This window comes from Flagellimonas ochracea (assembly GCF_009903685.1).
In the GTDB taxonomy this organism is placed as follows: Bacteria; Bacteroidota; Bacteroidia; order Flavobacteriales; family Flavobacteriaceae; genus Flagellimonas; species Flagellimonas ochracea.
Genome location: NZ_JAAABI010000005.1, coordinates 102,747 through 121,280, shown reverse-complemented (window position 1 = coordinate 121,280; position 18,534 = coordinate 102,747). Strand labels below are relative to the sequence as shown.

Below are 18,534 nucleotides of genomic sequence, written 5' to 3'. Positions count from 1 at the left end.
TAAGGATTCGTGATCACGTATTCAGATGATGGTTGTTCTAGTCCAATTTGTAAAGTAATTTATAGTAGTTGTCCACCGACTTTTTCCAAGTAAAACGCTTTCTTTTGGCAGCTTCCTGAATCTTCTTCCATGTTGGTTTGTCATTTTGAAAAACGTCCAATGCCATGTCGAATGCCTCCAACATGTTCTTTATTTTTTCATCATAGCTATCGCCAGCAAAACAAAAGCCTGTTTTCATGTGGTGGACCGTATCCTTGAGTCCTCCAGTATAATGCACCAAACACGGATTGCCGTTTCTCATGGCCAACATTTGGCTTATACCACAGGGCTCAAAGAGACTCGGCATAAAATACAGGTCAGATTCCAAATAGATGGAATCAATCAGTTTTTCCGATTGTCCATTGGTAAATATGAAGTTTTTGTGTTCGTAGCTTAGCTCCCGGAACAGTTCTTCATATTCTGGGGCGCCAGTTCCCAAGAGCATAAAAATACCGTCCGCTTTCTCCAATTTTTTTAGAATCTCAACAAACGCTTCGGGCGAACGTTTGAAGAAATAAAACTTTTGTTCTGTTAATCGAGCTACGCTCGAGGCTATGAATTTGGGTTTATTTCCCACGTATTCCATGATTTTTTCCCCGGTATGGGCCAAAAAATCCGCTTTATATTTTTTATCCTCTTGTTGCAACCATCCAAAGAGTGCCTTAACCGTATTTCGATAAATCTCTCCTTTTGCCTCTTGATTCACATTTTTGTAATTGCAGCCATTGAGTATTCCGAACAATCTGCCCTCTTGGTCAGCCTTCTGCAAGTCCTTTTCCAAACCTTCCCCTCCAATAAATTCGGGAGGTGAGCTGGGCAGTAGTACATCTTCCTTGTAAGACGGGGAAACGGTATGCACTGCATCTGCAAATCGAATGCCCAATGCCATAAGGTTGATGCAGTCTTGATAACGGTAGTCCATAAGTGCCATATAGTCGATGGGGACCTCCGGAAACCAATTCTTCAGCGAAGAATAATTGTTATCGAATGGCCTGATACCCTGTATGGCCAAATTGTGAATACTGAAAACCACCCTGACATCTTTAAGGTTAATGTATTCTTGATGATATTCACGAAGGAACAGCATAAGACTGGTGTGCCAATCGTGAAGATGTATCACGTCTAACTCGCCAAAAGACCCTTTTTTAACTGCTTCGGCAACTGCCGTACAGAAAATAAAGTACTTGATGGCATCCGTATAGAATGGTTCCTTTGGGTCGTCATGGTAAATATGGGCTATGCCGCCTGCTTCAATTTCTGGGTGATGTATTACGTAATGAACAATATTCGGAAGTTCCTTTTTGGGTTTTACTTCATATAGCTCAGCCGTATAGGGCAAACCTCTTAGATTAAAATTGAGGTGGGTCTTAAAAAGTCCATTTTGATGAAGGCGGCCATAAGAAGGCACCACCACATGCACTTTATCACCCCGTTCGGAAATCTGTCGGGGAACATCGCGGACCACATCACCCATTCCTCCGGCCTTACAATTGGCCAGTGCATCATTCTCCGCTGCAACAAATAGAAAGTTGTTCATTAAAAAAAGAAAAGTTTGCTAGTTCGGTTGAATCTTCAATTTAGACAAAGTTTGTTAGTGTAACAAAAAAAAGCCTTTCCCGATTGAGAAAGGCCTTAGCTATGCTAAAAAATCATTATCATTTATTTCACCTTAAAGGCTTTTTCCTGAGGATAGTACGCAGTATTGCCCAACTCCTCCTCAATGCGCAACAACTGGTTGTATTTGGCCATCCTGTCACTTCTGGATGCTGACCCGGTCTTTATTTGTCCCGTATTCAATGCCACGGCCAAATCGGCGATGGTGTTGTCCTCGGTTTCTCCAGAACGGTGCGACATTACAGAAGTATATCCGGCGTTTTTGGCCATGTTTACCGCAGCAATAGTTTCCGTAAGGGTTCCTATTTGGTTTACTTTGACCAAAATGGAATTGGCAATGCCATTTTCTATGCCCCGGGACAAACGTTCCACATTGGTCACGAAAAGGTCATCCCCAACCAATTGGACTTTGTCTCCCACTTTTTCAGTAAGCAATTTCCAGCCATCCCAATCGTTTTCATCCATTCCATCCTCGATGGAAATGATGGGGTACTTTTCACAGAGTTCAGCCAAATATTCGGCTTGCTCCGCTGAACTTCTTACAGCTCCTTTATCTCCTTCGAATTTAGTATAGTCATATTTCCCATTAACGTAAAATTCGGCAGCAGCACAATCCAGAGCTATCATAATCTCATCACCAAATTTATATCCTGCTTTTTCAACAGCTTTTGCAATTGTATCCAAAGCATCCTCGGTTCCATCCAAAGTAGGCGCAAAACCTCCTTCGTCTCCCACTGCAGTGCTTAAACCACGGTCGTGCAACACTTTTTTCAGGTTGTGGAAAATTTCGGTCCCCATTTGCATGGAATGACTAAAATCCTTGGCCTTTACAGGCATAACCATGAACTCTTGAAATGCAATTGGGGCATCAGAATGCGAACCTCCGTTTATAATGTTCATCATAGGTACGGGTAGCGTATTTGCGCTTACCCCACCCACATAACGATACAAAGGCATTCCCAATTCGTTGGCTGCAGCTTTGGCAACAGCAAGGGAAACACCCAAAATGGCATTTGCACCTAGTTTGGATTTATTCGGTGTACCATCCAGATCGAGCATGGCTTGGTCAATATGGTTCTGTTCAAAAACTGATGCGCCCACCAATTCCTCGGCGATGACGGTATTGACGTTATCAACGGCCTTTCCTACACCTTTTCCCATAAAGGAATCTCCTCCATCACGCAGTTCAACGGCCTCATGTTCTCCGGTAGATGCTCCAGACGGCACTGCAGCCCTTCCCAAGAAACCATTTTCGGTAACTACATCCACCTCTACCGTAGGATTGCCCCGTGAGTCTAAAATCTGTCTCGCATGAATGTTTATAATTAAGCTCATCTTTTATTAAAGTTTTTGGTTGACAATGAATTAGGCTAAGATACGAAAGCATTGCCTTTTTTACTTCAAGATATCATCGCAAAAACACATGAAATAACCTAAAAATAAAACTATAACGTTTTAGTTACGTCCTGTTTTGATGACCTCAAAAAATTGGTCAAAAAGATACTCGGCATCATGGGGGCCGGGACTTGCCTCGGGATGGTATTGTACCGAAAAAACATCCTTTTCCTTCATTCGTATACCGGCGACGGTATGGTCGTTCAAATGGTTATGCGTAATCTCTAAATCGGGATGCGCCTCGGCTTCTTCCCTATTAATGGCAAAACCGTGGTTCTGGGAAGTTATTTCGCCTTTACCTGTGACCAAATTCAGAATGGGATGATTGATGCCCCTGTGCCCATTGTGCATTTTATAGGTGGAAACGCCGTTCGCCAAAGCCAAAACCTGATGTCCCAAACAAATTCCAAATAAAGGTTTATTGGATTTGATCATTTCTTTGGTAGCCGCAATGGCCTCAGTTAGTGGTTGTGGATCCCCTGGACCGTTTGATATGAAATATCCATCTGGATTCCACTCCTTCATTTCCTCAAATGAAGTGTTGTATGGAAAAACCTTTATGTAGGCGCCCCTTTTGGCCAAATTTCGAAGAATATTCTTTTTGATGCCAATATCCAAGGCCGAAATACGAATGTCGGCATTTTCGTCTCCGTAATAGTACGGTTCCTGTGTGGAAACCTTAGAGGAAAGCTCAAGGCCCTCCATACTTGGAACCTGTTTCAATTCCTTTTTCAAGGTCTCTATTTCGTCCACTCTTGTGGAAATTAACGCATTCATGGCGCCATTTTCTCGAATATAACTTACCAATGCACGTGTATCAACATCTGAAATGGCAAACAGGTTGTTCTTTTCCAGAAATTCCAATAAGCCCATATTGGCACTGGGGCGGGAATATTCATAGCTGAAATTTTTGCAGATAAGTCCAGCAATCTTAATGGAGTCAGACTCTATTTCATCATGATGGGTACCGTAGTTGCCTATATGGGCATTGGTAGTCACCATCAATTGACCGTAGTACGATGGGTCGGTAAAAATTTCTTGATATCCGGTCATACCCGTATTGAAACATACTTCCCCTACTGCGGTACCATCCTTGTCCCCAACGGCCTTTCCGTAAAAAATGGTTCCATCGGCCAACAAAATCAATGCTTTTTTTCTTGTTTGATACTTCATTGTGTGATTAGTTTTATACTGCTCCCTACTTCTATTTTTTGTCTTCCTTTATTCTCTAGTTTGAAAACACCCCTTTAGTACCCTCAAGGGGACAATTCAATTTCAGTTTCACAAAAAAACATAAAAAAAGGATAAGTTTTCACTTATCCTTTTTCCACTAATACAATAGTTAATAACATTTTTATTATTCTTCAGAGTCATCGGTTACCGTTTCAGCGACCGGTGCGGCTGCTTCCACTTTTTTACCTCCTCCTCTTCTACTTCTTCTTGTGGATTTTTTCTTAGGCTTTCCAGCGTTGTAAACTTCGTTGAAGTCCACCAACTCAATCATGGCCATGTCGGCATTATCACCAAGACGGTTACCCAGCTTAATGATTCTTGTATATCCACCCGGGCGATCACCCACCTTTTCGGCAACAGTGCCAAAAAGTTCAGTTACCGCATATTTGTTTCTAAGGCTGCTAAACACAATTCTTCTATTGTGCGTTCCCTTTTCGACAGTTTGGTTATTCTCTGACTTCGATTTGGTGATCAAGGGCTCTACAAATTGCTTCAAAGCTTTGGCCTTGGCCACAGTGGTATTTATTCTTTTATGCTCGATTAGGGAACAGGCCATATTGGCCAACATAGCCTTTCTGTGGGCTGCTGTTCTTCCTAAGTGATTGAATTTCTTTCCGTGTCTCATTTTCTTCGTTTTATCATCTTGCTTCCAAACCCATTTATTATGGGGAGCAAAATATGATTACTTAATCTTTGTCTAATTTGTATTTGGAGAGGTCCATGCCAAATTCAAGTCCTTTGTTCAATACCAATTCTTCCAATTCGGTCAACGATTTTTTACCAAAGTTCCTGAACTTCATCAAATCATTCTTATTAAAGGAAACCAAGTCGCCCAAAGTATCTACTTCGGCAGCTTTTAAGCAGTTCAATGCCCTTACGGAAAGGTCCATGTCCACTAATTTGGTCTTCAACAATTGTCTCATGTGCAACGATTCCTCATCATAGGTCTCCGTTTGGGCGATCTCATCCGCTTCCAAAGTAATGCGCTCATCAGAGAACAACATGAAGTGGTGTATCAATACCTTCGCGGCCTCGGTCAATGCATCTTTAGGATGTATGGAGCCATCGGTCACAATTTCGAAAATCAATTTTTCGTAATCGGTCTTCTGCTCTACCCTGAAGTTTTCGATGCTATATTTTACATTCTTTACTGGAGTGTAAACAGAATCTACAGCAATGCTTCCCAATGGTGCATTGGATTTCTTATTTTCCTCCGCAGGAACATAACCACGACCTTTTTCGATAATGATTTCCATGTTGATGCCCACTTTGGGATCCATATTACAGATCACCAAATCTGGATTAAGCACTTGATATCCTGAGATGAATTTTTGGAAATCCCCAGCTGTCAACTGTTCTTTACCGCTGATGGAAATGGACACCGTTTCGCTCTCTACATCATCAATCTGTCTTTTAAATCGAACCTGTTTAAGGTTCAAGATAATTTCGGTCACATCTTCAACAACACCTGGAATGACAGAAAACTCATGTTCCACTCCATCAATGCGCACAGAAGTAATGGCGAAACCTTCCAAGGAGGAAAGTAAGACCCTTCTCAGGGCATTTCCAACTGTCAATCCATAACCAGGTTCCAAAGGGCGGAATTCAAATTTCCCCTCGAAATCTGTGGAATCTATCATTATAACTTTATCGGGCTTCTGAAAATTAAGTAATGCCATAATTTGGATTAGTGTTGAATTTTTATTTAGAGTACAATTCCACGATCAGTTGTTCCTTGATGTTCTCAGGAATCTGGATTCTTTCGGGAATGGCAACGTATGTGCCTTCCTTCTTTTCTGAATTCCATGTGATCCATTCGTAAACGCTGCTGTTGGCAGACAAGGAATCTTGAATGGCCTGGACGGATTTTGATTTTTCTCTTACGCCTACAACGTCACCTGCTTTTAGATTATAGGATGGGATATTGACCACATTTCCATTAACAGTGATGTGACGGTGTGAAACCAACTGACGGGCTCCTCTTCTAGAAGGGGCTATGCCCATTCGGTATACTACGTTGTCCAAGCGGGATTCGCACAATTGCAGGAGCACTTCACCGGTAACGCCATCTTTTCTTTTGGCCTCGGCAAATAGGTTTCTAAATTGACGCTCCAAAATACCGTAGGTATATTTGGCCTTTTGCTTTTCCATCAACTGGACAGCATATTCTGATTTTTTTCCACGGCGTCTGTTATTACCGTGTTGTCCTGGAGGATAATTTTTCTTTTCAAAAGACTTGTCGTCCCCGAATATCGCTTCTCCAAATTTTCTAGCGATCTTTGATTTTGGTCCTGTGTATCTTGCCATCTTCTTTTAGTTTGAAAGTGCGATTATGAATTAAGGCTTATCCTTCGATAATCTAAAATGCACCATCGTGAAGACCCTTTTGGGCCATATTATTAATGATTGTTAAACTCTTCTTCTTTTTGGTGGTCTGCACCCGTTGTGTGGAAGTGGGGTCACATCGATGATTTCGGCAACCTCTATTCCTGAATTATGGATGGAACGGATAGCCGATTCCCTACCGTTTCCTGGTCCTTTCACATAAACCTTCACTTTTCTAAGTCCTGCTTCGTGAGCAACTTTTGCACACTCCTCGGCAGCTACTTGCGCAGCATACGGGGTGTTTTTCTTAGAACCGCGAAATCCCATTTTACCCGCTGAGGACCACGATATCACGTCTCCTTTTTTGTTGGTAAGGGAGATGATTATATTGTTGAAGGACGCCACAATGTGGGCTTCGCCAGTAGATTCTACGACTACCTTACGTTTTTTAGTTGTTTTGGTACTTGCCTTTGCCATATTTTTTAGTTTATAGTTGTTAGCTCTTAGTTATTGGAATCCTAGACTTTTACATTTCAAACAGATTCTTCTAACGTCTAAATACTAATGACTACTATCTGATAATTATTTCGTTGCTTTCTTCTTGTTGGCAACTGTTTTTCTTTTTCCTTTTCTCGTCCTAGAGTTGTTCTTGGTACGTTGACCCCTCAATGGCAAGCCTGATCTGTGACGAATTCCCCTGTAACAACCGATGTCCATCAAACGTTTGATGTTCAACTGGGTCTCAGAACGCAGTTCACCTTCAATTTTATAATCGGAAACAGCTTCCCTGATTCTTCCAATCTCATCATCGTTCCAATCTGAAACTTTGGTGTCCTGACTTACTTGGGCTTTCTCCAAAATTTCTTGGGCCCTACTTTTGCCTACACCGTAAATGTAGGTAAGTGAAATAACGCCGCGTTTTTGTTTAGGTATATCTACCCCTGCAATTCTTGCCATAATTACCCTTGTCTTTGTTTAAATCTAGGATTCTTTTTATTGATCACGTACAATCTGCCTTTTCTGCGAACAATCTTGCATTCGGCACTTCTCTTCTTTATGGATGCTCTTACTTTCATCGTATTAGTATCTGTAAGTAATTCTTGCTTTTGTTAAATCATATGGGCTCATCTCAAGTTTTACCTTGTCCCCTGGAAGTAATTTGATATAGTGCATACGCATTTTCCCAGAGATGTGTGCCGTCACAACATGACCGTTCTCTAATTCTACCCGAAACATTGCGTTTGACAATGCCTCGATTATAGTTCCGTCTTGTTCTATTGCTGGCTGCTTTGCCATAAATTATGCTACTTTTCTATTTTTACCGGTTTTCATCAAACCATCGTAATGCCTGTTCAACAAATAGGAATTCACCTGTTGTACTGTATCAATTGCAACGCCAACCATAATCAATAGTGACGTGCCCCCATAGAACAATGCCCAACCTGCTTGTACATCCATTAACTTCACAACTACCGCTGGCAATACCGCTAATAGCGCCAAGAAAACAGAGCCTGGCAGGGTAATCAAGGACATAATCTTATCCAAATAATCTCCTGTTTCTTTACCGGGACGTATACCTGGAATAAAACCTCCACTTCTTTTTAAATCATCGGCCATCTTGTTGGTGGGCACAGTGATCGCTGTGTAGAAGTAGGTGAATATGATTATCAATATTGCAAATAGAATGTTGTAGGCCAACCCGAAAATATCGGCAAATTGCACTTCCATCCATTGTCCAACTGCTGTATTGTTGAATGTTCTTCCCAATAAACTTGGAGCAAACATAATGGCTTGCGCAAAAATAATAGGCATAACACCAGAGGCATTCAACTTAAGGGGTATGTATTGTCTGGCCCCCATAATGTTTTTCTCATACCCTCCTGATGCTGTCCTTCTGGCATATTGTACGGGTATTTGTCGTACCGCCATTACCAAAAGTACACTAGCCAATATTACCAAGAACCAGATGATCACCTCAATCAACATGAACATAATACCTCCGGTATTGTTGGCTGTTCTGGAGATAAATTCTTGTACAAAGGACTGTGGCAAGGTCGCTATAATACCAATCATGATCAATAAAGAAATACCGTTTCCGATACCCTTATCTGTAATCTTCTCTCCCAACCACATGGCGAACACGCACCCAGTTACCAAAATTATCACTGCAGGAATTATGAAATCCAAACCTTTACCTAATATAAAGGCACTGTCCGGAACACCCAGAGCACCTAAACCAAATAAATAGGCAGGAGCTTGAACGATACAGATTCCTATTGTCAACCAACGTGTAATTTGGTTGATAGTTTTTCTTCCACTTTCCCCTTCTTTCTGTAATTTTTGCAAATAGGGTATTGCAATACCCATTAATTGCACCACAATGGATGCCGATATATAGGGCATGATACCCAATGCAAAAACCGATGCGTTGGCAAAAGCACCTCCGGTGAAAGCATTAAGAATTCCCAGAATACCCTGTTCTGTGTTTGAGGTCAATTCTGCCAATTGGGTAGTATCAATACCTGGTAGTACGATTTGTGCTCCAAAACGATATACCAATAGCAACCCGAGGGTAACTATGATACGTTGTCTCAGTTCTTCAATCTTCCAAATATTTGATATGGTCTCAATAAATTTCTTCATGCTTCTCCTTACCTTATAAACCTATTGCTTCTCCTCCTGCGGCTTCAATCGCAGCCTTTGCGGATGCAGTAAATTTATGTACGGAAACTTTAAGAGCGGCTTTTAATTCGCCATCTCCCAAAATTTTCACCAAATCGTTTTTGTGGGCCAGTCGGTTTTCCACCAAGGTGTCCAAGGTAATTTCCTTTTTAACCACACCCTTATCCACCAATTCTTGCAATTTGCCCAAATTGATGCCTCTATATTCTTTTCTGTTGATATTCTTGAATCCGAATTTGGGCACACGTCGTTGCAAGGGCATCTGACCTCCCTCGAAACCAATTTTCTTGGAATATCCAGATCTTGACTTGGCTCCTTTGTGTCCACGGGTGGAAGTTCCTCCTTTTCCAGAGCCTTCTCCTCTTCCTACTCGTTTTCCTTGTTTGTGCACAGCACCTTCTGCTGGTTTTAGATTGTGTAAATCCATCTGCCGATATATTTTAAGCTTCCTCGGTGGAAACCAAGTGTTTTACCTTATTTATCATTCCAAGGATATTGGGCGTTGCTTCGTGTTCCACAACGTGTCCTATTTTTCGCAATCCAAGAGCCTCCAAAGTTCTCTTTTGGTTCTGAGGCTTTTTTATTGCACTTCTTACTTGTTTTACCTTAATCTTTGACATACTATCCTCTATTTATCCCTTAAAGACTTTTTCCAAAGAAACGCCTCTTTGCTTGGCAACAACATTGGCGCTCCTCAATTGCAACAAAGCATCAAAAGTTGCTTTTACCACATTGTGAGGGTTGGACGAACCTTGGGACTTTGACAATACGTCATGTACCCCAACAGCTTCCAATACCGCCCTTACGGCTCCACCTGCTATAACTCCTGTACCTGGTGATGCGGGCTGAATATAAACACGCGCACCTCCATATTTTCCTTTTTGCTGATGCGGAACGGTACCTTTGACCAATGGGATGCGCACCAAATTCTTTTTGGCATCTTCAATAGCCTTGGCAATGGCCGTGGCCACCTCCTTGGATTTACCCAGACCATGTCCTACAACACCATTTTCATCACCAACCACAACTATGGCTGAAAAACCAAAGGCTCTACCACCCTTTGTTACTTTGGTAACACGTTGTACGCCAACTAAACGGTCTTTCAACTCCAGTCCTCCTGGCTTTACTACTTCTACGTTTTTGTATTTCTGGTACATAGTCTTATTAGAATTTTAGTCCGGCTTCCCTAGCTCCTTCAGCCAATGATTTTACTCTTCCGTGATAAAGGTTTCCTCCCCTATCAAAAGCCACAGCTTCAACACCCAACTTAAGCGCTTTTTCTGCAATGGCCTTTCCCACTTGGTTGGCAACCTCTATTTTGGTGCCCTTGGCATCCACATCCTTATCTCTGGACGAGGCCGCCGCAAGGGTAACTCCATTGCGGTCGTCAATCAATTGGGCATATATTTCTTTATTGCTCCTGAAAACGGAAAGCCTTGGTCTGCTTTCAGTTCCAAAAGATACTTTTCGTATTCTTCTTCGGATGCGTAATTTTCTTTCAGTCGTTGATAGTCCCATATTCTAAATCAATTAAGCTGATTTACCTGCTTTTCTTCTTAGTTGCTCACCTACAAACTTGATTCCCTTTCCTTTGTAAGGTTCTGGCTTACGGAAAGACCTTATCTTGGCAGCTACTTGACCCACCAATTGCTTGTCGAATGATGTAAGTTTTACGATAGGATTCTTTCCTTTTTCGGAAATGGTCTCAATTTTCACTTCAGGAGCAATGTCCATCACTATATTATGTGAAAATCCAAGCGCCAAATCTAGTTTTTGGCCTTGGTTACTGGCTCTGTAGCCGACACCGACCAATTCCAATTCTTTGGTCCACCCTTTGGAAACTCCTTCAACCATATTGTTGATCAAAGCACGATATAGACCGTGTCTTGCCTTGTTTTCCTTGCTATCGGATGGTCTTTCCAATACTACATTGGCATCCCCTACCTTTACAGTAACCCCAGAAAACTCTTGGACAAGTTCTCCCAATTTACCTTTTACGGTAACGACATTATCGTTTACCTCAACGGTCACTCCTTCTGGAATTGCTATTGGATTGTTACCTATTCTTGACATCTTCTACTCTTTTCTCAATTAATATACGTAGCATAATACCTCACCGCCCACATTTTCATGCTTGGCCTGCTTGCTGGTCATTACCCCATGTGACGTGGACACAATGGCAACGCCCAAACCATTCAGGACCCTTGGCAGTTCATCAGAACCTGCATACTTGCGAAGACCTGGCTTACTTACCCGCTGTAGTTTTTTTATTACAGGCTCTTTGGTAAACTTATCATATTTCAAGGCAATTTTTATGTTGCCCTGCACCTTGTCATCTTCGAACTTATAACTTAGGATATAGCCCTGATCGAACAATATTTTTGTAATCTGCTTTTTAAGATTGGAAGCGGGAATATCCACTACCTTATGACCTGCCTTATTGGCATTTCTTATTCTGGTCAAGTAATCTGAAATTGGATCTGTAAGCATCTTTTATCTTTATCTGTTTACCAACTTGCCTTTTTAACTCCTGGAATCAAGCCCTTATTAGCCATTTCCCTAAATGTAACTCTGGAAATACCGAATGTTCTCATATATCCTCTAGGTCTTCCGGTCAACTTGCAACGATTGCGCATGCGCACGGGAGAAGCATTCTTTGGAAGCTTTTGGAGTGCTTCATAGTCCCCGGCTTCTTTCAATGCTTTCCTTTTCTCCGCATATTTTGCAACCATTTTTGCCCTTTTTCTTTCTCGGGCTTTCATTGATTCCTTGGCCATACTTAGTTCTTTTTAAAGGGTAATCCCAATTCGGTTAACAATGATTTTGCTTCTTTATCCGTTTGTGCCGATGTCACAAACGTAATGTCCATTCCATTGATCCTATTGATCTTGTCAATATTGATTTCTGGAAAGATAATCTGCTCCGTGATACCCAGGTTATAATTGCCTCTACCGTCAAACCCAGTAGCTTTCACACCTTGAAAATCACGTACCCTTGGTAAGGCGGATGTAATCAAACGGTCCAAGAACTCATACATGCGTTCACCTCTTAGAGTGACCTTAGCGCCAATGGGCATTCCTTTTCTCAATTTAAAGGAAGCCACGTCTTTTTTGGAAACCGTGGCCACGGCTTTTTGACCTGTAATGTTGCTAAGCTCTTCAACCGCGTGGTCGATAAGTTTTTTATCGGATACCGCAGCACCCACACCTCGACTAACCACTATCTTTTGCAACTTAGGTACCTGCATTACGTTATTGTACCCAAATTCTTCAGAAAGTGCTTTGATCACTCGCTCTTTATATTCTTGTTTTAATCTTGGAATGTAACTCATGACTAAACTACTTCATTGGATTTTTTGGAAACCCTAACTTTCTTTCCATCTCTCAACTCGTAACCCACACGTGTGGCATCACCAGATTTTGGATCGATCAACGATAGATTGGAAACATGTATGGGGGCTTCCTTTTTTGTTATGCCACCTTGAGGGTTCTTAGCACTGGGCTTTTCGTGTTTGGACACCATGTTGACGCCTTCCACTACAGCTTTGTTCTTTTCACGGTCCACGCGAAGCACTTTACCTTCGCTGCCTTTGTGGTCACCCGCAATGACTTTTACCGTATCCCCTGTTTTTATCTTCAACTTCATCTCTCTTAATTTCTTTTAAAGCACTTCGGGTGCCAGTGAAACGATTTTCATGAACTGTCTGTCCCTAAGTTCTCTGGCCACAGGCCCAAATACACGAGTTCCCCTCATCTCACCAGTTGGATTCAACAATACACAGGCATTGTCATCAAAGCGGATATAGGAACCATCAGGCCTCCTTACTTCTTTCTTTGTTCTAACAACAACAGCTGTTGAAACTGAACCTTTTTTTACAGTACCATTTGGAGTTGCTTCTTTAACAGTGACAACAATTTTGTCACCCAAGGAAGCATATCTTCTTTTTGTTCCCCCAAGTACGCGGATGGTAAGTACTTCTTTTGCACCTGTGTTATCCGCAACCTTTAATCTTGATTCTTGCTGTACCATAATTATTTAGCTCTTTCAAGGATTTCTACCAACCTCCAGCATTTTGTCTTGCTCAAGGGTCTAGTCTCCATTATTTTAACGGTGTCACCTTCGTTGCAATCGTTCTTCTCATCGTGGGCTACATATTTCTTGGTCTTTAAAACGAACTTCCCATACATTGGGTGCTTTACTCGTTTTACCTCAGAAACCACAATTGATTTCTCCATTTTGTTGCTGGTAACAACGCCTATTCTTTCTTTTCTTAAATTTCTGTTTTCCATAAGGCAGAACCAATTATTGTAATTCCCTTTTTGTTAATTCTGTTGCAAGTCTTGCCACCGTCCTTCTTGTACTTCTTATCTGTAAAGGATTTTCCAAAGGAGTAACGGCATGTGCCATTTTCAGGTCGGCATGTTGTTTTTTGAACTCGGCCAACTTCTCCTTTAGTTCTTCAATTGAAAGTTCTTTTATTTCTGACTGTCTCATCTTTCTTCTCAATTAAAAATTAAGCGGAATAATCCCTAGCTACGACAAACTTCGTTTTTACCGGTAATTTCTGTGCGGCAAGTCGTAAGGCTTCCTTGGCAATGTCCATGGGAACCCCGGCGACCTCAAACATGATTCTTCCCGGTTTCACAACGGCCACCCAATATTCTGGAGCACCTTTTCCTTTACCCATACGTACCTCAAGCGGCTTTTTGGTAATGGGTTTGTCCGGAAAAATTTTGATCCACAACTGACCTTGTCTTTTCATATATCTTGTCGCAGCGATACGCGCAGCCTCTATTTGACGGGAAGTGATAAAGTGTGAATCCATGGACTTAATACCAAACATTCCATTGGAAAGCTGATGTCCTCTCTGGGAATTCCCTTTCATACGTCCCTTTTGGGCTTTACGAAATTTTGATCTTTTTGGCTGTAACATTTTACCTTTACTTTAGCATATTATTTTCTACGGCGCTGTGGTTTTTTACCATCTTGTTTGCCGCCTTTTCCTTGACCTTTCGACAGTCCTACCAATGGGGATAGTTCTCGTTTACCATAAACTTCTCCCTTCATGATCCAAACCTTGATTCCTAGTCTTCCGTAGGTGGTGTGGGCCTCGTGTAACGCATAGTCTATATCCGCTCTGAACGTAGACAATGGAATTCTACCGTCCTTATAAGATTCTGAACGTGCCATCTCCGCACCGTTCAATCGTCCAGAAATCTGAATCTTTATTCCTTCTGCATTCATACGCATTGCCGCAGCAATGGCCATTTTAATGGCTCTTCTGTATGAAATTCTACTTTCAATCTGTCTGGCTACACTGGCTGCAACTAAATTGGCGTCAAGCTCAGGTCGTTTTATTTCGTGAATATTGATTTGAACTTCCTTGTTGGTGATTTTCTTAAGCTCTTCCTTAAGTTTATCTACCTCTTGACCTCCTTTACCAATAATAATACCCGGCCTTGCAGTGGTGATGGTAATGGTTATCAACTTTAACGTTCTCTCAATAATTACCCTTGATACGCTGGCCTTGGCCAAACGCGCATGGATATACTTTCTTATTTTATCATCCTCAGCCAGCTTATCGCCGTAATCGTTTCCTCCGTACCAGTTCGATTCCCATCCTCTGATAATTCCTAAGCGATTTCCTATTGGATTGGTCTTTTGTCCCATATTGTTTCTTCTAGCTTTGAACGTTGTTACTCGATTCCACAACCATGGTAACATGGTTGGAACGCTTTCTGATTCTATGTGCTCTTCCTTGGGGCGCCGGTCTTAATCTTTTCAACATGGTTCCTCCATCTACACGAATTTCCTTGATATAAAGATCAGCTTCCTCAATATTGGCCTCCTCATTTTTAGCCTCCCAATTGGCAATGGCAGAAAGCAAAAGTTTTTCCAGCCTTCTTGATGCTTCTTTTGGGTTGAATTTTAAAATGGCCAATGCCGTTTCAACCTGTTTTCCTCTCACCAAATCAGCTACCAATCGCATCTTTCTAGGAGATGTTGGGCAATTGTTGAGCTTTGCGATAGCAAGTTGCTTCTTCTCTTCTTTCAGCCTTTCGGCCATTTGTCTTTTACGAACTCCCATAGCTTACTTACCTTTTACCTTTGTCTTTAGCCCCTGCATGACCCCTGAAAGATCGTGTAGGTGAAAATTCTCCAAGTTTATGTCCGACCATGTTCTCAGTTACATATACAGGGACAAATTGTCTTCCGTTATGCACTGCGATGGTCTGTCCTACAAAATCTGGAGTTATCATTGAGGCCCTGGACCACGTTTTGATAACTGTTTTCTTACCTGATTCTATATTGGCTTGGACTTTTTTCTCCAAGCTGTAATGAACGTATGGTCCTTTTTTTAATGAACGTGCCATTTACTTTTCTTTTATTTCTTTCTACGTTCTATGATATATCTATTGGAATCTTTAGTCCTTGAACGTGTTCTATATCCTTTTGCAGGAATGCCGTTCCTAGATCTTGGATGACCTCCGGAAGCCCTTCCTTCACCACCACCCATTGGGTGATCGACAGGGTTCATGGCCACAGGCCTAGTTCTTGGTCTTCTGCCCAACCATCTACTTCTACCGGCTTTACCAGAAACCAATAACTGATGATCCGAGTTGGAAACCGCACCTACAGTGGCCAAACAAGTGGCCAATATCATACGTGTTTCACCTGAAGGCAATTTAATGGTCACAAACTTTCCGTCCTTCGCCATCAATTGGGCGAAAGTGCCTGCGCTTCTGGCCATTACAGCTCCTTGTCCAGGTCTAAGCTCGATGCAAGAAATAATCGTTCCCAACGGAATTTCACTCAATGGAAGTGCATTTCCAATTTCAGGAGCTGCTTTTGAACCGGAAGAAATTTTCTGGCCCACCTGCAACCCATTTTGGGCAACTACATATCTTTTTTCACCGTCCTTATACTCTACCAAGGCAATAAATGCCGTTCTGTTGGGGTCGTACTGAATGGAAACCACTGTAGCATCCATATCTTGTTTGTCCCTTTTGAAATCGACAATACGGTATCTTCTTTTATGACCTCCACCTCTGTGGCGCATTGTCATCTTTCCTTGACTGTTCCTACCACCTGTCTTTTTTAACGGAGCAAGCAAGCTTTTCTCCGGCTTATCAGTAGTAATCGCGTCAAATCCGTTTACTACTCTAAAACGCTGACCAGGGGTTATCGGTTTTAATTTTCTAACTGACATTTCTTGTCTTTATAGATTGCTGTAAAAATCAATTATATCACCTTCGGCCACATCAACAATTGCTTTTTTCAAAGCGTTTGTTTTTCCATGTTGGACTCCCGTTTTCGTATAACGGCTTTTCCTGTTGGGACCATAATTCATTGTTCTCACCTTTTCCACAGAAACGCCATACGTTGCCTCTACCGCCTCCTTGATTTCCAATTTATTGGCTTTTGGGTCAACAAAGAAACCATAACGATTGAAAAGCTCGCTGTCAGCGGTCATTTTTTCCGTAATAATCGGTTTTATCAACACACTCATGATATTTCTATTTCTTTAGGTTCGATTCAATTCCTTCCAAAGAGCTCTCTGTCAACACAATACTATTTGCATTTACAATTTTATAAGTGCTTAATTCTGAATTGATTACGACTTCGGAACGTTCCAAATTACGCGACGACAAATATACATTATTATTTATACCGCCCAACACAATGAGAGACTTTTTATTTTCTAGGCCCAAAGAGCTCAAGAAAGCCATAAAATCCTTGGTTTTTGGAGCATCAAAATTGAAGTCTTCCACAACTACCAAAGCCTTCTCTTTGGACTTTAAGCTCAAGGCCGATTTTCTGGCCAATCGCTTAACGTTTTTATTCAACTTTTGGGTATAATCCTTAGGTCTTGGACCGAAGATTCTACCACCTCCTCTAAAAATGGGCGACTTGATGCTACCAGCTCTGGCAGTACCTGTTCCTTTTTGCTTTTTGATTTTTCGGGTACTCCCGGCAATCTCAGCTCTTTCTTTGGCCTTGTGCGTGCCTTGTCTTTGGCGAGCCAGATACTGCTTCACATCCAAATAGATGGCATGCTCATTCGGCTCTATGGCGAAAACATCGTCAGAAAGGTCTGCCTTTCTTCCTGTTTCTTTTCCTTTGATGTCTAATACTGCTACCTTCATTATTGCCACCTTTGTATAGTTACATATGAATTTTTATGCCCGGGCACACAACCTTTTACTACCAAAAGGTTCTTTTCAGGCACAACTTTCAATACTCTTAAGTTTTGAACAGTCACTCTTTCACCACCCATTCTACCGGCCATTCGCATTCCCTTAAAAACTCTTGCAGGATACGAGGCCGCTCCAATGGAACCGGGTGCCCTCAATCTGTTGTGCTGACCGTGCGTTGCTTGGCCGACCCCACCAAAACCATGTCGTTTTACAACTCCTTGGAATCCTTTTCCTTTTGATGTGCCTACAACATCTACAAATTCTCCTTCTACAAACAGGTCAACACCAACGGTATCCCCTAATTTGTATTCTCCTTCAAACCCTTGGAATTCAACGACTTTCTTCTTTGGAGAAGCACCTGCCTTTTTAAAGTGGCCGGTCTCGGCCTTATTAGCACGTTTTTCTGCCTTGTCATCGAAACCAAGTTGAAGGGCACTGTACCCGTCTACCTCTTCGGTTCTGACTTGGGTAACCACACATGGTCCAGCCTCAAGAACGGTGCATGGAATGTTTTTTCCATTCTCGTCGAAGATGCTGGTCATGCCGATTTTTCTTCCTATTAACCCAGACATATTTATTTAATTATTAATTGTTTACTTTTTATTATACCAATTTCTTGGCAAAAAAATTGGGTCAAGAAAAGCCTCTGCTCTGACCCAGATTTTTTTCTTTCACCGTTTTTCCCAGACCGTCGCCCAGGACATGTCATTTCTGCCCTATGGCAGAAACTTTATCAAACTTTAATCTCAACCTCAACACCACTCGGAAGCTCAAGCTTCATCAAGGCATCAATGGTTTTTGATGAGGAACTATAAATATCCAAAAGTCTTTTATAAGAGCTCAATTGGAATTGTTCCCGTGATTTTTTGTTCACGTGTGGTGAACGCAAAACTGTAAATATCTTTTTGTGCGTTGGCAACGGAATTGGACCGGTAACCACAGCACCGGTTGTTTTAACTGTTTTCACGATCTTCTCAGCAGATTTGTCCACCAAATTGTGATCGTAAGACTTTAATTTTATTCTAATCTTTTGACTCATCTTGCTGAA

Annotated in this window: 32 protein-coding genes; all 32 read right to left on the bottom strand. The window is 41.8% G+C overall.

Going from position 1 to position 18,534, the window contains the following annotated elements; genetic code table 11:
* Positions 1-37: 37 nt before the first annotated feature.
* Positions 38-1,576 carry a glycogen synthase gene (locus GTQ34_RS13645; RefSeq protein WP_166524367.1) on the bottom strand — a complete coding sequence of 513 codons (1,539 nt, stop codon included), beginning with the start codon at positions 1,574-1,576 and terminating at the stop codon, positions 38-40.
* A 122-nt stretch (positions 1,577-1,698) separates the two neighbouring features.
* Complete coding sequence (gene eno, locus GTQ34_RS13640; protein ID WP_166524366.1) at positions 1,699-2,988, bottom strand: phosphopyruvate hydratase; 1,290 nt, start codon at positions 2,986-2,988, stop codon at positions 1,699-1,701.
* 120 nt (positions 2,989-3,108) lie between these two features.
* Complete coding sequence (gene carA / locus GTQ34_RS13635; RefSeq protein WP_166524365.1) at positions 3,109-4,221, bottom strand: glutamine-hydrolyzing carbamoyl-phosphate synthase small subunit; 1,113 nt, start codon at positions 4,219-4,221, stop codon at positions 3,109-3,111.
* Between the two features lie 184 nt (positions 4,222-4,405).
* A complete protein-coding gene (rplQ, locus tag GTQ34_RS13630; RefSeq protein ID WP_166524364.1) occupies positions 4,406-4,906 on the bottom strand; it encodes a 50S ribosomal protein L17 in 501 nt (166 codons plus the stop codon).
* A gap of 61 nt (positions 4,907-4,967) precedes the next feature.
* Positions 4,968-5,960, bottom strand: coding sequence for a DNA-directed RNA polymerase subunit alpha (locus GTQ34_RS13625; protein ID WP_166524363.1), 993 nt, complete (start codon positions 5,958-5,960; stop codon positions 4,968-4,970).
* Between the two features lie 22 nt (positions 5,961-5,982).
* Positions 5,983-6,588 (bottom strand): 30S ribosomal protein S4, encoded by a 606-nt coding sequence (gene rpsD, locus GTQ34_RS13620; RefSeq protein WP_166524362.1) that lies wholly within the window; start codon positions 6,586-6,588, stop codon positions 5,983-5,985.
* A 102-nt stretch (positions 6,589-6,690) separates the two neighbouring features.
* Positions 6,691-7,083: a 30S ribosomal protein S11 gene (gene rpsK, locus GTQ34_RS13615; protein WP_166524361.1), complete on the bottom strand. Its 393-nt coding sequence runs from the start codon at positions 7,081-7,083 to the stop codon at positions 6,691-6,693.
* A 105-nt stretch (positions 7,084-7,188) separates the two neighbouring features.
* Positions 7,189-7,563, bottom strand: a complete 375-nt coding sequence (gene rpsM / locus GTQ34_RS13610; protein ID WP_166524360.1) for a 30S ribosomal protein S13 — start codon at positions 7,561-7,563, stop codon at positions 7,189-7,191.
* Positions 7,564-7,565: 2 nt separating this feature from the next.
* Positions 7,566-7,682 (bottom strand): type B 50S ribosomal protein L36, encoded by a 117-nt coding sequence (ykgO, locus tag GTQ34_RS13605; RefSeq protein ID WP_013621733.1) that lies wholly within the window; start codon positions 7,680-7,682, stop codon positions 7,566-7,568.
* 4 nt (positions 7,683-7,686) lie between these two features.
* Positions 7,687-7,902 (bottom strand): translation initiation factor IF-1, encoded by a 216-nt coding sequence (gene infA, locus GTQ34_RS13600; protein ID WP_014031991.1) that lies wholly within the window; start codon positions 7,900-7,902, stop codon positions 7,687-7,689.
* A 3-nt stretch (positions 7,903-7,905) separates the two neighbouring features.
* Positions 7,906-9,249 carry a preprotein translocase subunit SecY gene (gene secY, locus GTQ34_RS13595; RefSeq protein WP_166524359.1) on the bottom strand — a complete coding sequence of 448 codons (1,344 nt, stop codon included), beginning with the start codon at positions 9,247-9,249 and terminating at the stop codon, positions 7,906-7,908.
* A 13-nt stretch (positions 9,250-9,262) separates the two neighbouring features.
* Positions 9,263-9,715, bottom strand: a complete 453-nt coding sequence (gene rplO, locus GTQ34_RS13590; RefSeq protein WP_166524358.1) for a 50S ribosomal protein L15 — start codon at positions 9,713-9,715, stop codon at positions 9,263-9,265.
* Positions 9,716-9,728: 13 nt separating this feature from the next.
* Positions 9,729-9,908 carry a 50S ribosomal protein L30 gene (gene rpmD, locus GTQ34_RS13585; RefSeq protein ID WP_166524357.1) on the bottom strand — a complete coding sequence of 60 codons (180 nt, stop codon included), beginning with the start codon at positions 9,906-9,908 and terminating at the stop codon, positions 9,729-9,731.
* A gap of 12 nt (positions 9,909-9,920) precedes the next feature.
* On the bottom strand, positions 9,921-10,445 hold the full coding sequence (rpsE, locus tag GTQ34_RS13580) for a 30S ribosomal protein S5 (RefSeq protein ID WP_166524356.1): 525 nt from the start codon (positions 10,443-10,445) through the stop codon (positions 9,921-9,923).
* Between the two features lie 7 nt (positions 10,446-10,452).
* Positions 10,453-10,806 carry a 50S ribosomal protein L18 gene (rplR, locus tag GTQ34_RS13575; RefSeq protein ID WP_166524355.1) on the bottom strand — a complete coding sequence of 118 codons (354 nt, stop codon included), beginning with the start codon at positions 10,804-10,806 and terminating at the stop codon, positions 10,453-10,455.
* A 12-nt stretch (positions 10,807-10,818) separates the two neighbouring features.
* Positions 10,819-11,361 (bottom strand): 50S ribosomal protein L6, encoded by a 543-nt coding sequence (rplF, locus tag GTQ34_RS13570; RefSeq protein WP_166524354.1) that lies wholly within the window; start codon positions 11,359-11,361, stop codon positions 10,819-10,821.
* 18 nt (positions 11,362-11,379) lie between these two features.
* Positions 11,380-11,778: a 30S ribosomal protein S8 gene (gene rpsH / locus GTQ34_RS13565; RefSeq protein ID WP_166524353.1), complete on the bottom strand. Its 399-nt coding sequence runs from the start codon at positions 11,776-11,778 to the stop codon at positions 11,380-11,382.
* A 17-nt stretch (positions 11,779-11,795) separates the two neighbouring features.
* On the bottom strand, positions 11,796-12,065 hold the full coding sequence (rpsN, locus tag GTQ34_RS13560) for a 30S ribosomal protein S14 (protein ID WP_116182586.1): 270 nt from the start codon (positions 12,063-12,065) through the stop codon (positions 11,796-11,798).
* Positions 12,066-12,067: 2 nt separating this feature from the next.
* Entirely contained in the window at positions 12,068-12,619 is a 552-nt protein-coding gene (gene rplE, locus GTQ34_RS13555) for a 50S ribosomal protein L5 (RefSeq protein ID WP_166524352.1), read from the bottom strand.
* 2 nt (positions 12,620-12,621) lie between these two features.
* A complete protein-coding gene (gene rplX / locus GTQ34_RS13550; RefSeq protein ID WP_166524351.1) occupies positions 12,622-12,933 on the bottom strand; it encodes a 50S ribosomal protein L24 in 312 nt (103 codons plus the stop codon).
* Positions 12,934-12,948: 15 nt separating this feature from the next.
* Positions 12,949-13,317 (bottom strand): 50S ribosomal protein L14, encoded by a 369-nt coding sequence (rplN, locus tag GTQ34_RS13545; RefSeq protein ID WP_036379836.1) that lies wholly within the window; start codon positions 13,315-13,317, stop codon positions 12,949-12,951.
* A gap of 2 nt (positions 13,318-13,319) precedes the next feature.
* Complete coding sequence (rpsQ, locus tag GTQ34_RS13540; protein WP_014032003.1) at positions 13,320-13,577, bottom strand: 30S ribosomal protein S17; 258 nt, start codon at positions 13,575-13,577, stop codon at positions 13,320-13,322.
* Positions 13,578-13,590: 13 nt separating this feature from the next.
* Positions 13,591-13,782 carry a 50S ribosomal protein L29 gene (gene rpmC, locus GTQ34_RS13535; RefSeq protein ID WP_166524350.1) on the bottom strand — a complete coding sequence of 64 codons (192 nt, stop codon included), beginning with the start codon at positions 13,780-13,782 and terminating at the stop codon, positions 13,591-13,593.
* Positions 13,783-13,801: 19 nt separating this feature from the next.
* Positions 13,802-14,221, bottom strand: coding sequence for a 50S ribosomal protein L16 (gene rplP / locus GTQ34_RS13530; RefSeq protein WP_166524349.1), 420 nt, complete (start codon positions 14,219-14,221; stop codon positions 13,802-13,804).
* Between the two features lie 20 nt (positions 14,222-14,241).
* Positions 14,242-14,958 (bottom strand): 30S ribosomal protein S3, encoded by a 717-nt coding sequence (gene rpsC / locus GTQ34_RS13525; protein WP_166524348.1) that lies wholly within the window; start codon positions 14,956-14,958, stop codon positions 14,242-14,244.
* Positions 14,959-14,968: 10 nt separating this feature from the next.
* Positions 14,969-15,376, bottom strand: a complete 408-nt coding sequence (gene rplV, locus GTQ34_RS13520) for a 50S ribosomal protein L22 (protein ID WP_166524347.1) — start codon at positions 15,374-15,376, stop codon at positions 14,969-14,971.
* Between the two features lie 7 nt (positions 15,377-15,383).
* On the bottom strand, positions 15,384-15,662 hold the full coding sequence (gene rpsS, locus GTQ34_RS13515; RefSeq protein ID WP_166524346.1) for a 30S ribosomal protein S19: 279 nt from the start codon (positions 15,660-15,662) through the stop codon (positions 15,384-15,386).
* A gap of 11 nt (positions 15,663-15,673) precedes the next feature.
* On the bottom strand, positions 15,674-16,498 hold the full coding sequence (gene rplB / locus GTQ34_RS13510; protein WP_166524345.1) for a 50S ribosomal protein L2: 825 nt from the start codon (positions 16,496-16,498) through the stop codon (positions 15,674-15,676).
* Positions 16,499-16,507: 9 nt separating this feature from the next.
* Complete coding sequence (gene rplW, locus GTQ34_RS13505; RefSeq protein WP_166524344.1) at positions 16,508-16,798, bottom strand: 50S ribosomal protein L23; 291 nt, start codon at positions 16,796-16,798, stop codon at positions 16,508-16,510.
* A gap of 7 nt (positions 16,799-16,805) precedes the next feature.
* Entirely contained in the window at positions 16,806-17,435 is a 630-nt protein-coding gene (gene rplD / locus GTQ34_RS13500; RefSeq protein ID WP_166524343.1) for a 50S ribosomal protein L4, read from the bottom strand.
* Positions 17,435-18,058, bottom strand: a complete 624-nt coding sequence (rplC, locus tag GTQ34_RS13495) for a 50S ribosomal protein L3 (protein ID WP_166524342.1) — start codon at positions 18,056-18,058, stop codon at positions 17,435-17,437. The genes rplD and rplC overlap by 1 nt, the downstream gene beginning before the upstream one ends.
* 161 nt (positions 18,059-18,219) lie before the next feature.
* Positions 18,220-18,525 carry a 30S ribosomal protein S10 gene (gene rpsJ / locus GTQ34_RS13490; RefSeq protein WP_007094989.1) on the bottom strand — a complete coding sequence of 102 codons (306 nt, stop codon included), beginning with the start codon at positions 18,523-18,525 and terminating at the stop codon, positions 18,220-18,222.
* Between the last annotated feature and the right edge of the window lie 9 nt (positions 18,526-18,534).

Excerpts from the sequence above, each read along its gene's own strand:
- GTQ34_RS13645 (WP_166524367.1), bottom strand. The coding sequence starts at position 1,576 with ATGAACAACTTTCTATTTGTTGCAGCGGAGAATGATGCACTGGCCAAT.
- eno (WP_166524366.1), bottom strand. The coding sequence starts at position 2,988 with ATGAGCTTAATTATAAACATTCATGCGAGACAGATTTTAGACTCACGG.
- carA (WP_166524365.1), bottom strand. The coding sequence starts at position 4,221 with ATGAAGTATCAAACAAGAAAAAAAGCATTGATTTTGTTGGCCGATGGA.
- rplQ (WP_166524364.1), bottom strand. The coding sequence starts at position 4,906 with ATGAGACACGGAAAGAAATTCAATCACTTAGGAAGAACAGCAGCCCAC.
- GTQ34_RS13625 (WP_166524363.1), bottom strand. The coding sequence starts at position 5,960 with ATGGCATTACTTAATTTTCAGAAGCCCGATAAAGTTATAATGATAGAT.
- rpsD (WP_166524362.1), bottom strand. The coding sequence starts at position 6,588 with ATGGCAAGATACACAGGACCAAAATCAAAGATCGCTAGAAAATTTGGA.
- rpsK (WP_166524361.1), bottom strand. The coding sequence starts at position 7,083 with ATGGCAAAGGCAAGTACCAAAACAACTAAAAAACGTAAGGTAGTCGTA.
- rpsM (WP_166524360.1), bottom strand. The coding sequence starts at position 7,563 with ATGGCAAGAATTGCAGGGGTAGATATACCTAAACAAAAACGCGGCGTT.
- ykgO (WP_013621733.1), bottom strand. The coding sequence starts at position 7,682 with ATGAAAGTAAGAGCATCCATAAAGAAGAGAAGTGCCGAATGCAAGATT.
- infA (WP_014031991.1), bottom strand. The coding sequence starts at position 7,902 with ATGGCAAAGCAGCCAGCAATAGAACAAGACGGAACTATAATCGAGGCA.
- secY (WP_166524359.1), bottom strand. The coding sequence starts at position 9,249 with ATGAAGAAATTTATTGAGACCATATCAAATATTTGGAAGATTGAAGAA.
- rplO (WP_166524358.1), bottom strand. The coding sequence starts at position 9,715 with ATGGATTTACACAATCTAAAACCAGCAGAAGGTGCTGTGCACAAACAA.
- rpmD (WP_166524357.1), bottom strand. The coding sequence starts at position 9,908 with ATGTCAAAGATTAAGGTAAAACAAGTAAGAAGTGCAATAAAAAAGCCT.
- rpsE (WP_166524356.1), bottom strand. The coding sequence starts at position 10,445 with ATGTACCAGAAATACAAAAACGTAGAAGTAGTAAAGCCAGGAGGACTG.
- rplR (WP_166524355.1), bottom strand. The coding sequence starts at position 10,806 with ATGGGACTATCAACGACTGAAAGAAAATTACGCATCCGAAGAAGAATA.
- rplF (WP_166524354.1), bottom strand. The coding sequence starts at position 11,361 with ATGTCAAGAATAGGTAACAATCCAATAGCAATTCCAGAAGGAGTGACC.
- rpsH (WP_166524353.1), bottom strand. The coding sequence starts at position 11,778 with ATGCTTACAGATCCAATTTCAGATTACTTGACCAGAATAAGAAATGCC.
- rpsN (WP_116182586.1), bottom strand. The coding sequence starts at position 12,065 with ATGGCCAAGGAATCAATGAAAGCCCGAGAAAGAAAAAGGGCAAAAATG.
- rplE (WP_166524352.1), bottom strand. The coding sequence starts at position 12,619 with ATGAGTTACATTCCAAGATTAAAACAAGAATATAAAGAGCGAGTGATC.
- rplX (WP_166524351.1), bottom strand. The coding sequence starts at position 12,933 with ATGAAGTTGAAGATAAAAACAGGGGATACGGTAAAAGTCATTGCGGGT.
- rplN (WP_036379836.1), bottom strand. The coding sequence starts at position 13,317 with ATGGTACAGCAAGAATCAAGATTAAAGGTTGCGGATAACACAGGTGCA.
- rpsQ (WP_014032003.1), bottom strand. The coding sequence starts at position 13,577 with ATGGAAAACAGAAATTTAAGAAAAGAAAGAATAGGCGTTGTTACCAGC.
- rpmC (WP_166524350.1), bottom strand. The coding sequence starts at position 13,782 with ATGAGACAGTCAGAAATAAAAGAACTTTCAATTGAAGAACTAAAGGAG.
- rplP (WP_166524349.1), bottom strand. The coding sequence starts at position 14,221 with ATGTTACAGCCAAAAAGATCAAAATTTCGTAAAGCCCAAAAGGGACGT.
- rpsC (WP_166524348.1), bottom strand. The coding sequence starts at position 14,958 with ATGGGACAAAAGACCAATCCAATAGGAAATCGCTTAGGAATTATCAGA.
- rplV (WP_166524347.1), bottom strand. The coding sequence starts at position 15,376 with ATGGGAGTTCGTAAAAGACAAATGGCCGAAAGGCTGAAAGAAGAGAAG.
- rpsS (WP_166524346.1), bottom strand. The coding sequence starts at position 15,662 with ATGGCACGTTCATTAAAAAAAGGACCATACGTTCATTACAGCTTGGAG.
- rplB (WP_166524345.1), bottom strand. The coding sequence starts at position 16,498 with ATGTCAGTTAGAAAATTAAAACCGATAACCCCTGGTCAGCGTTTTAGA.
- rplW (WP_166524344.1), bottom strand. The coding sequence starts at position 16,798 with ATGAGTGTGTTGATAAAACCGATTATTACGGAAAAAATGACCGCTGAC.
- rplD (WP_166524343.1), bottom strand. The coding sequence starts at position 17,435 with ATGAAGGTAGCAGTATTAGACATCAAAGGAAAAGAAACAGGAAGAAAG.
- rplC (WP_166524342.1), bottom strand. The coding sequence starts at position 18,058 with ATGTCTGGGTTAATAGGAAGAAAAATCGGCATGACCAGCATCTTCGAC.
- rpsJ (WP_007094989.1), bottom strand. The coding sequence starts at position 18,525 with ATGAGTCAAAAGATTAGAATAAAATTAAAGTCTTACGATCACAATTTG.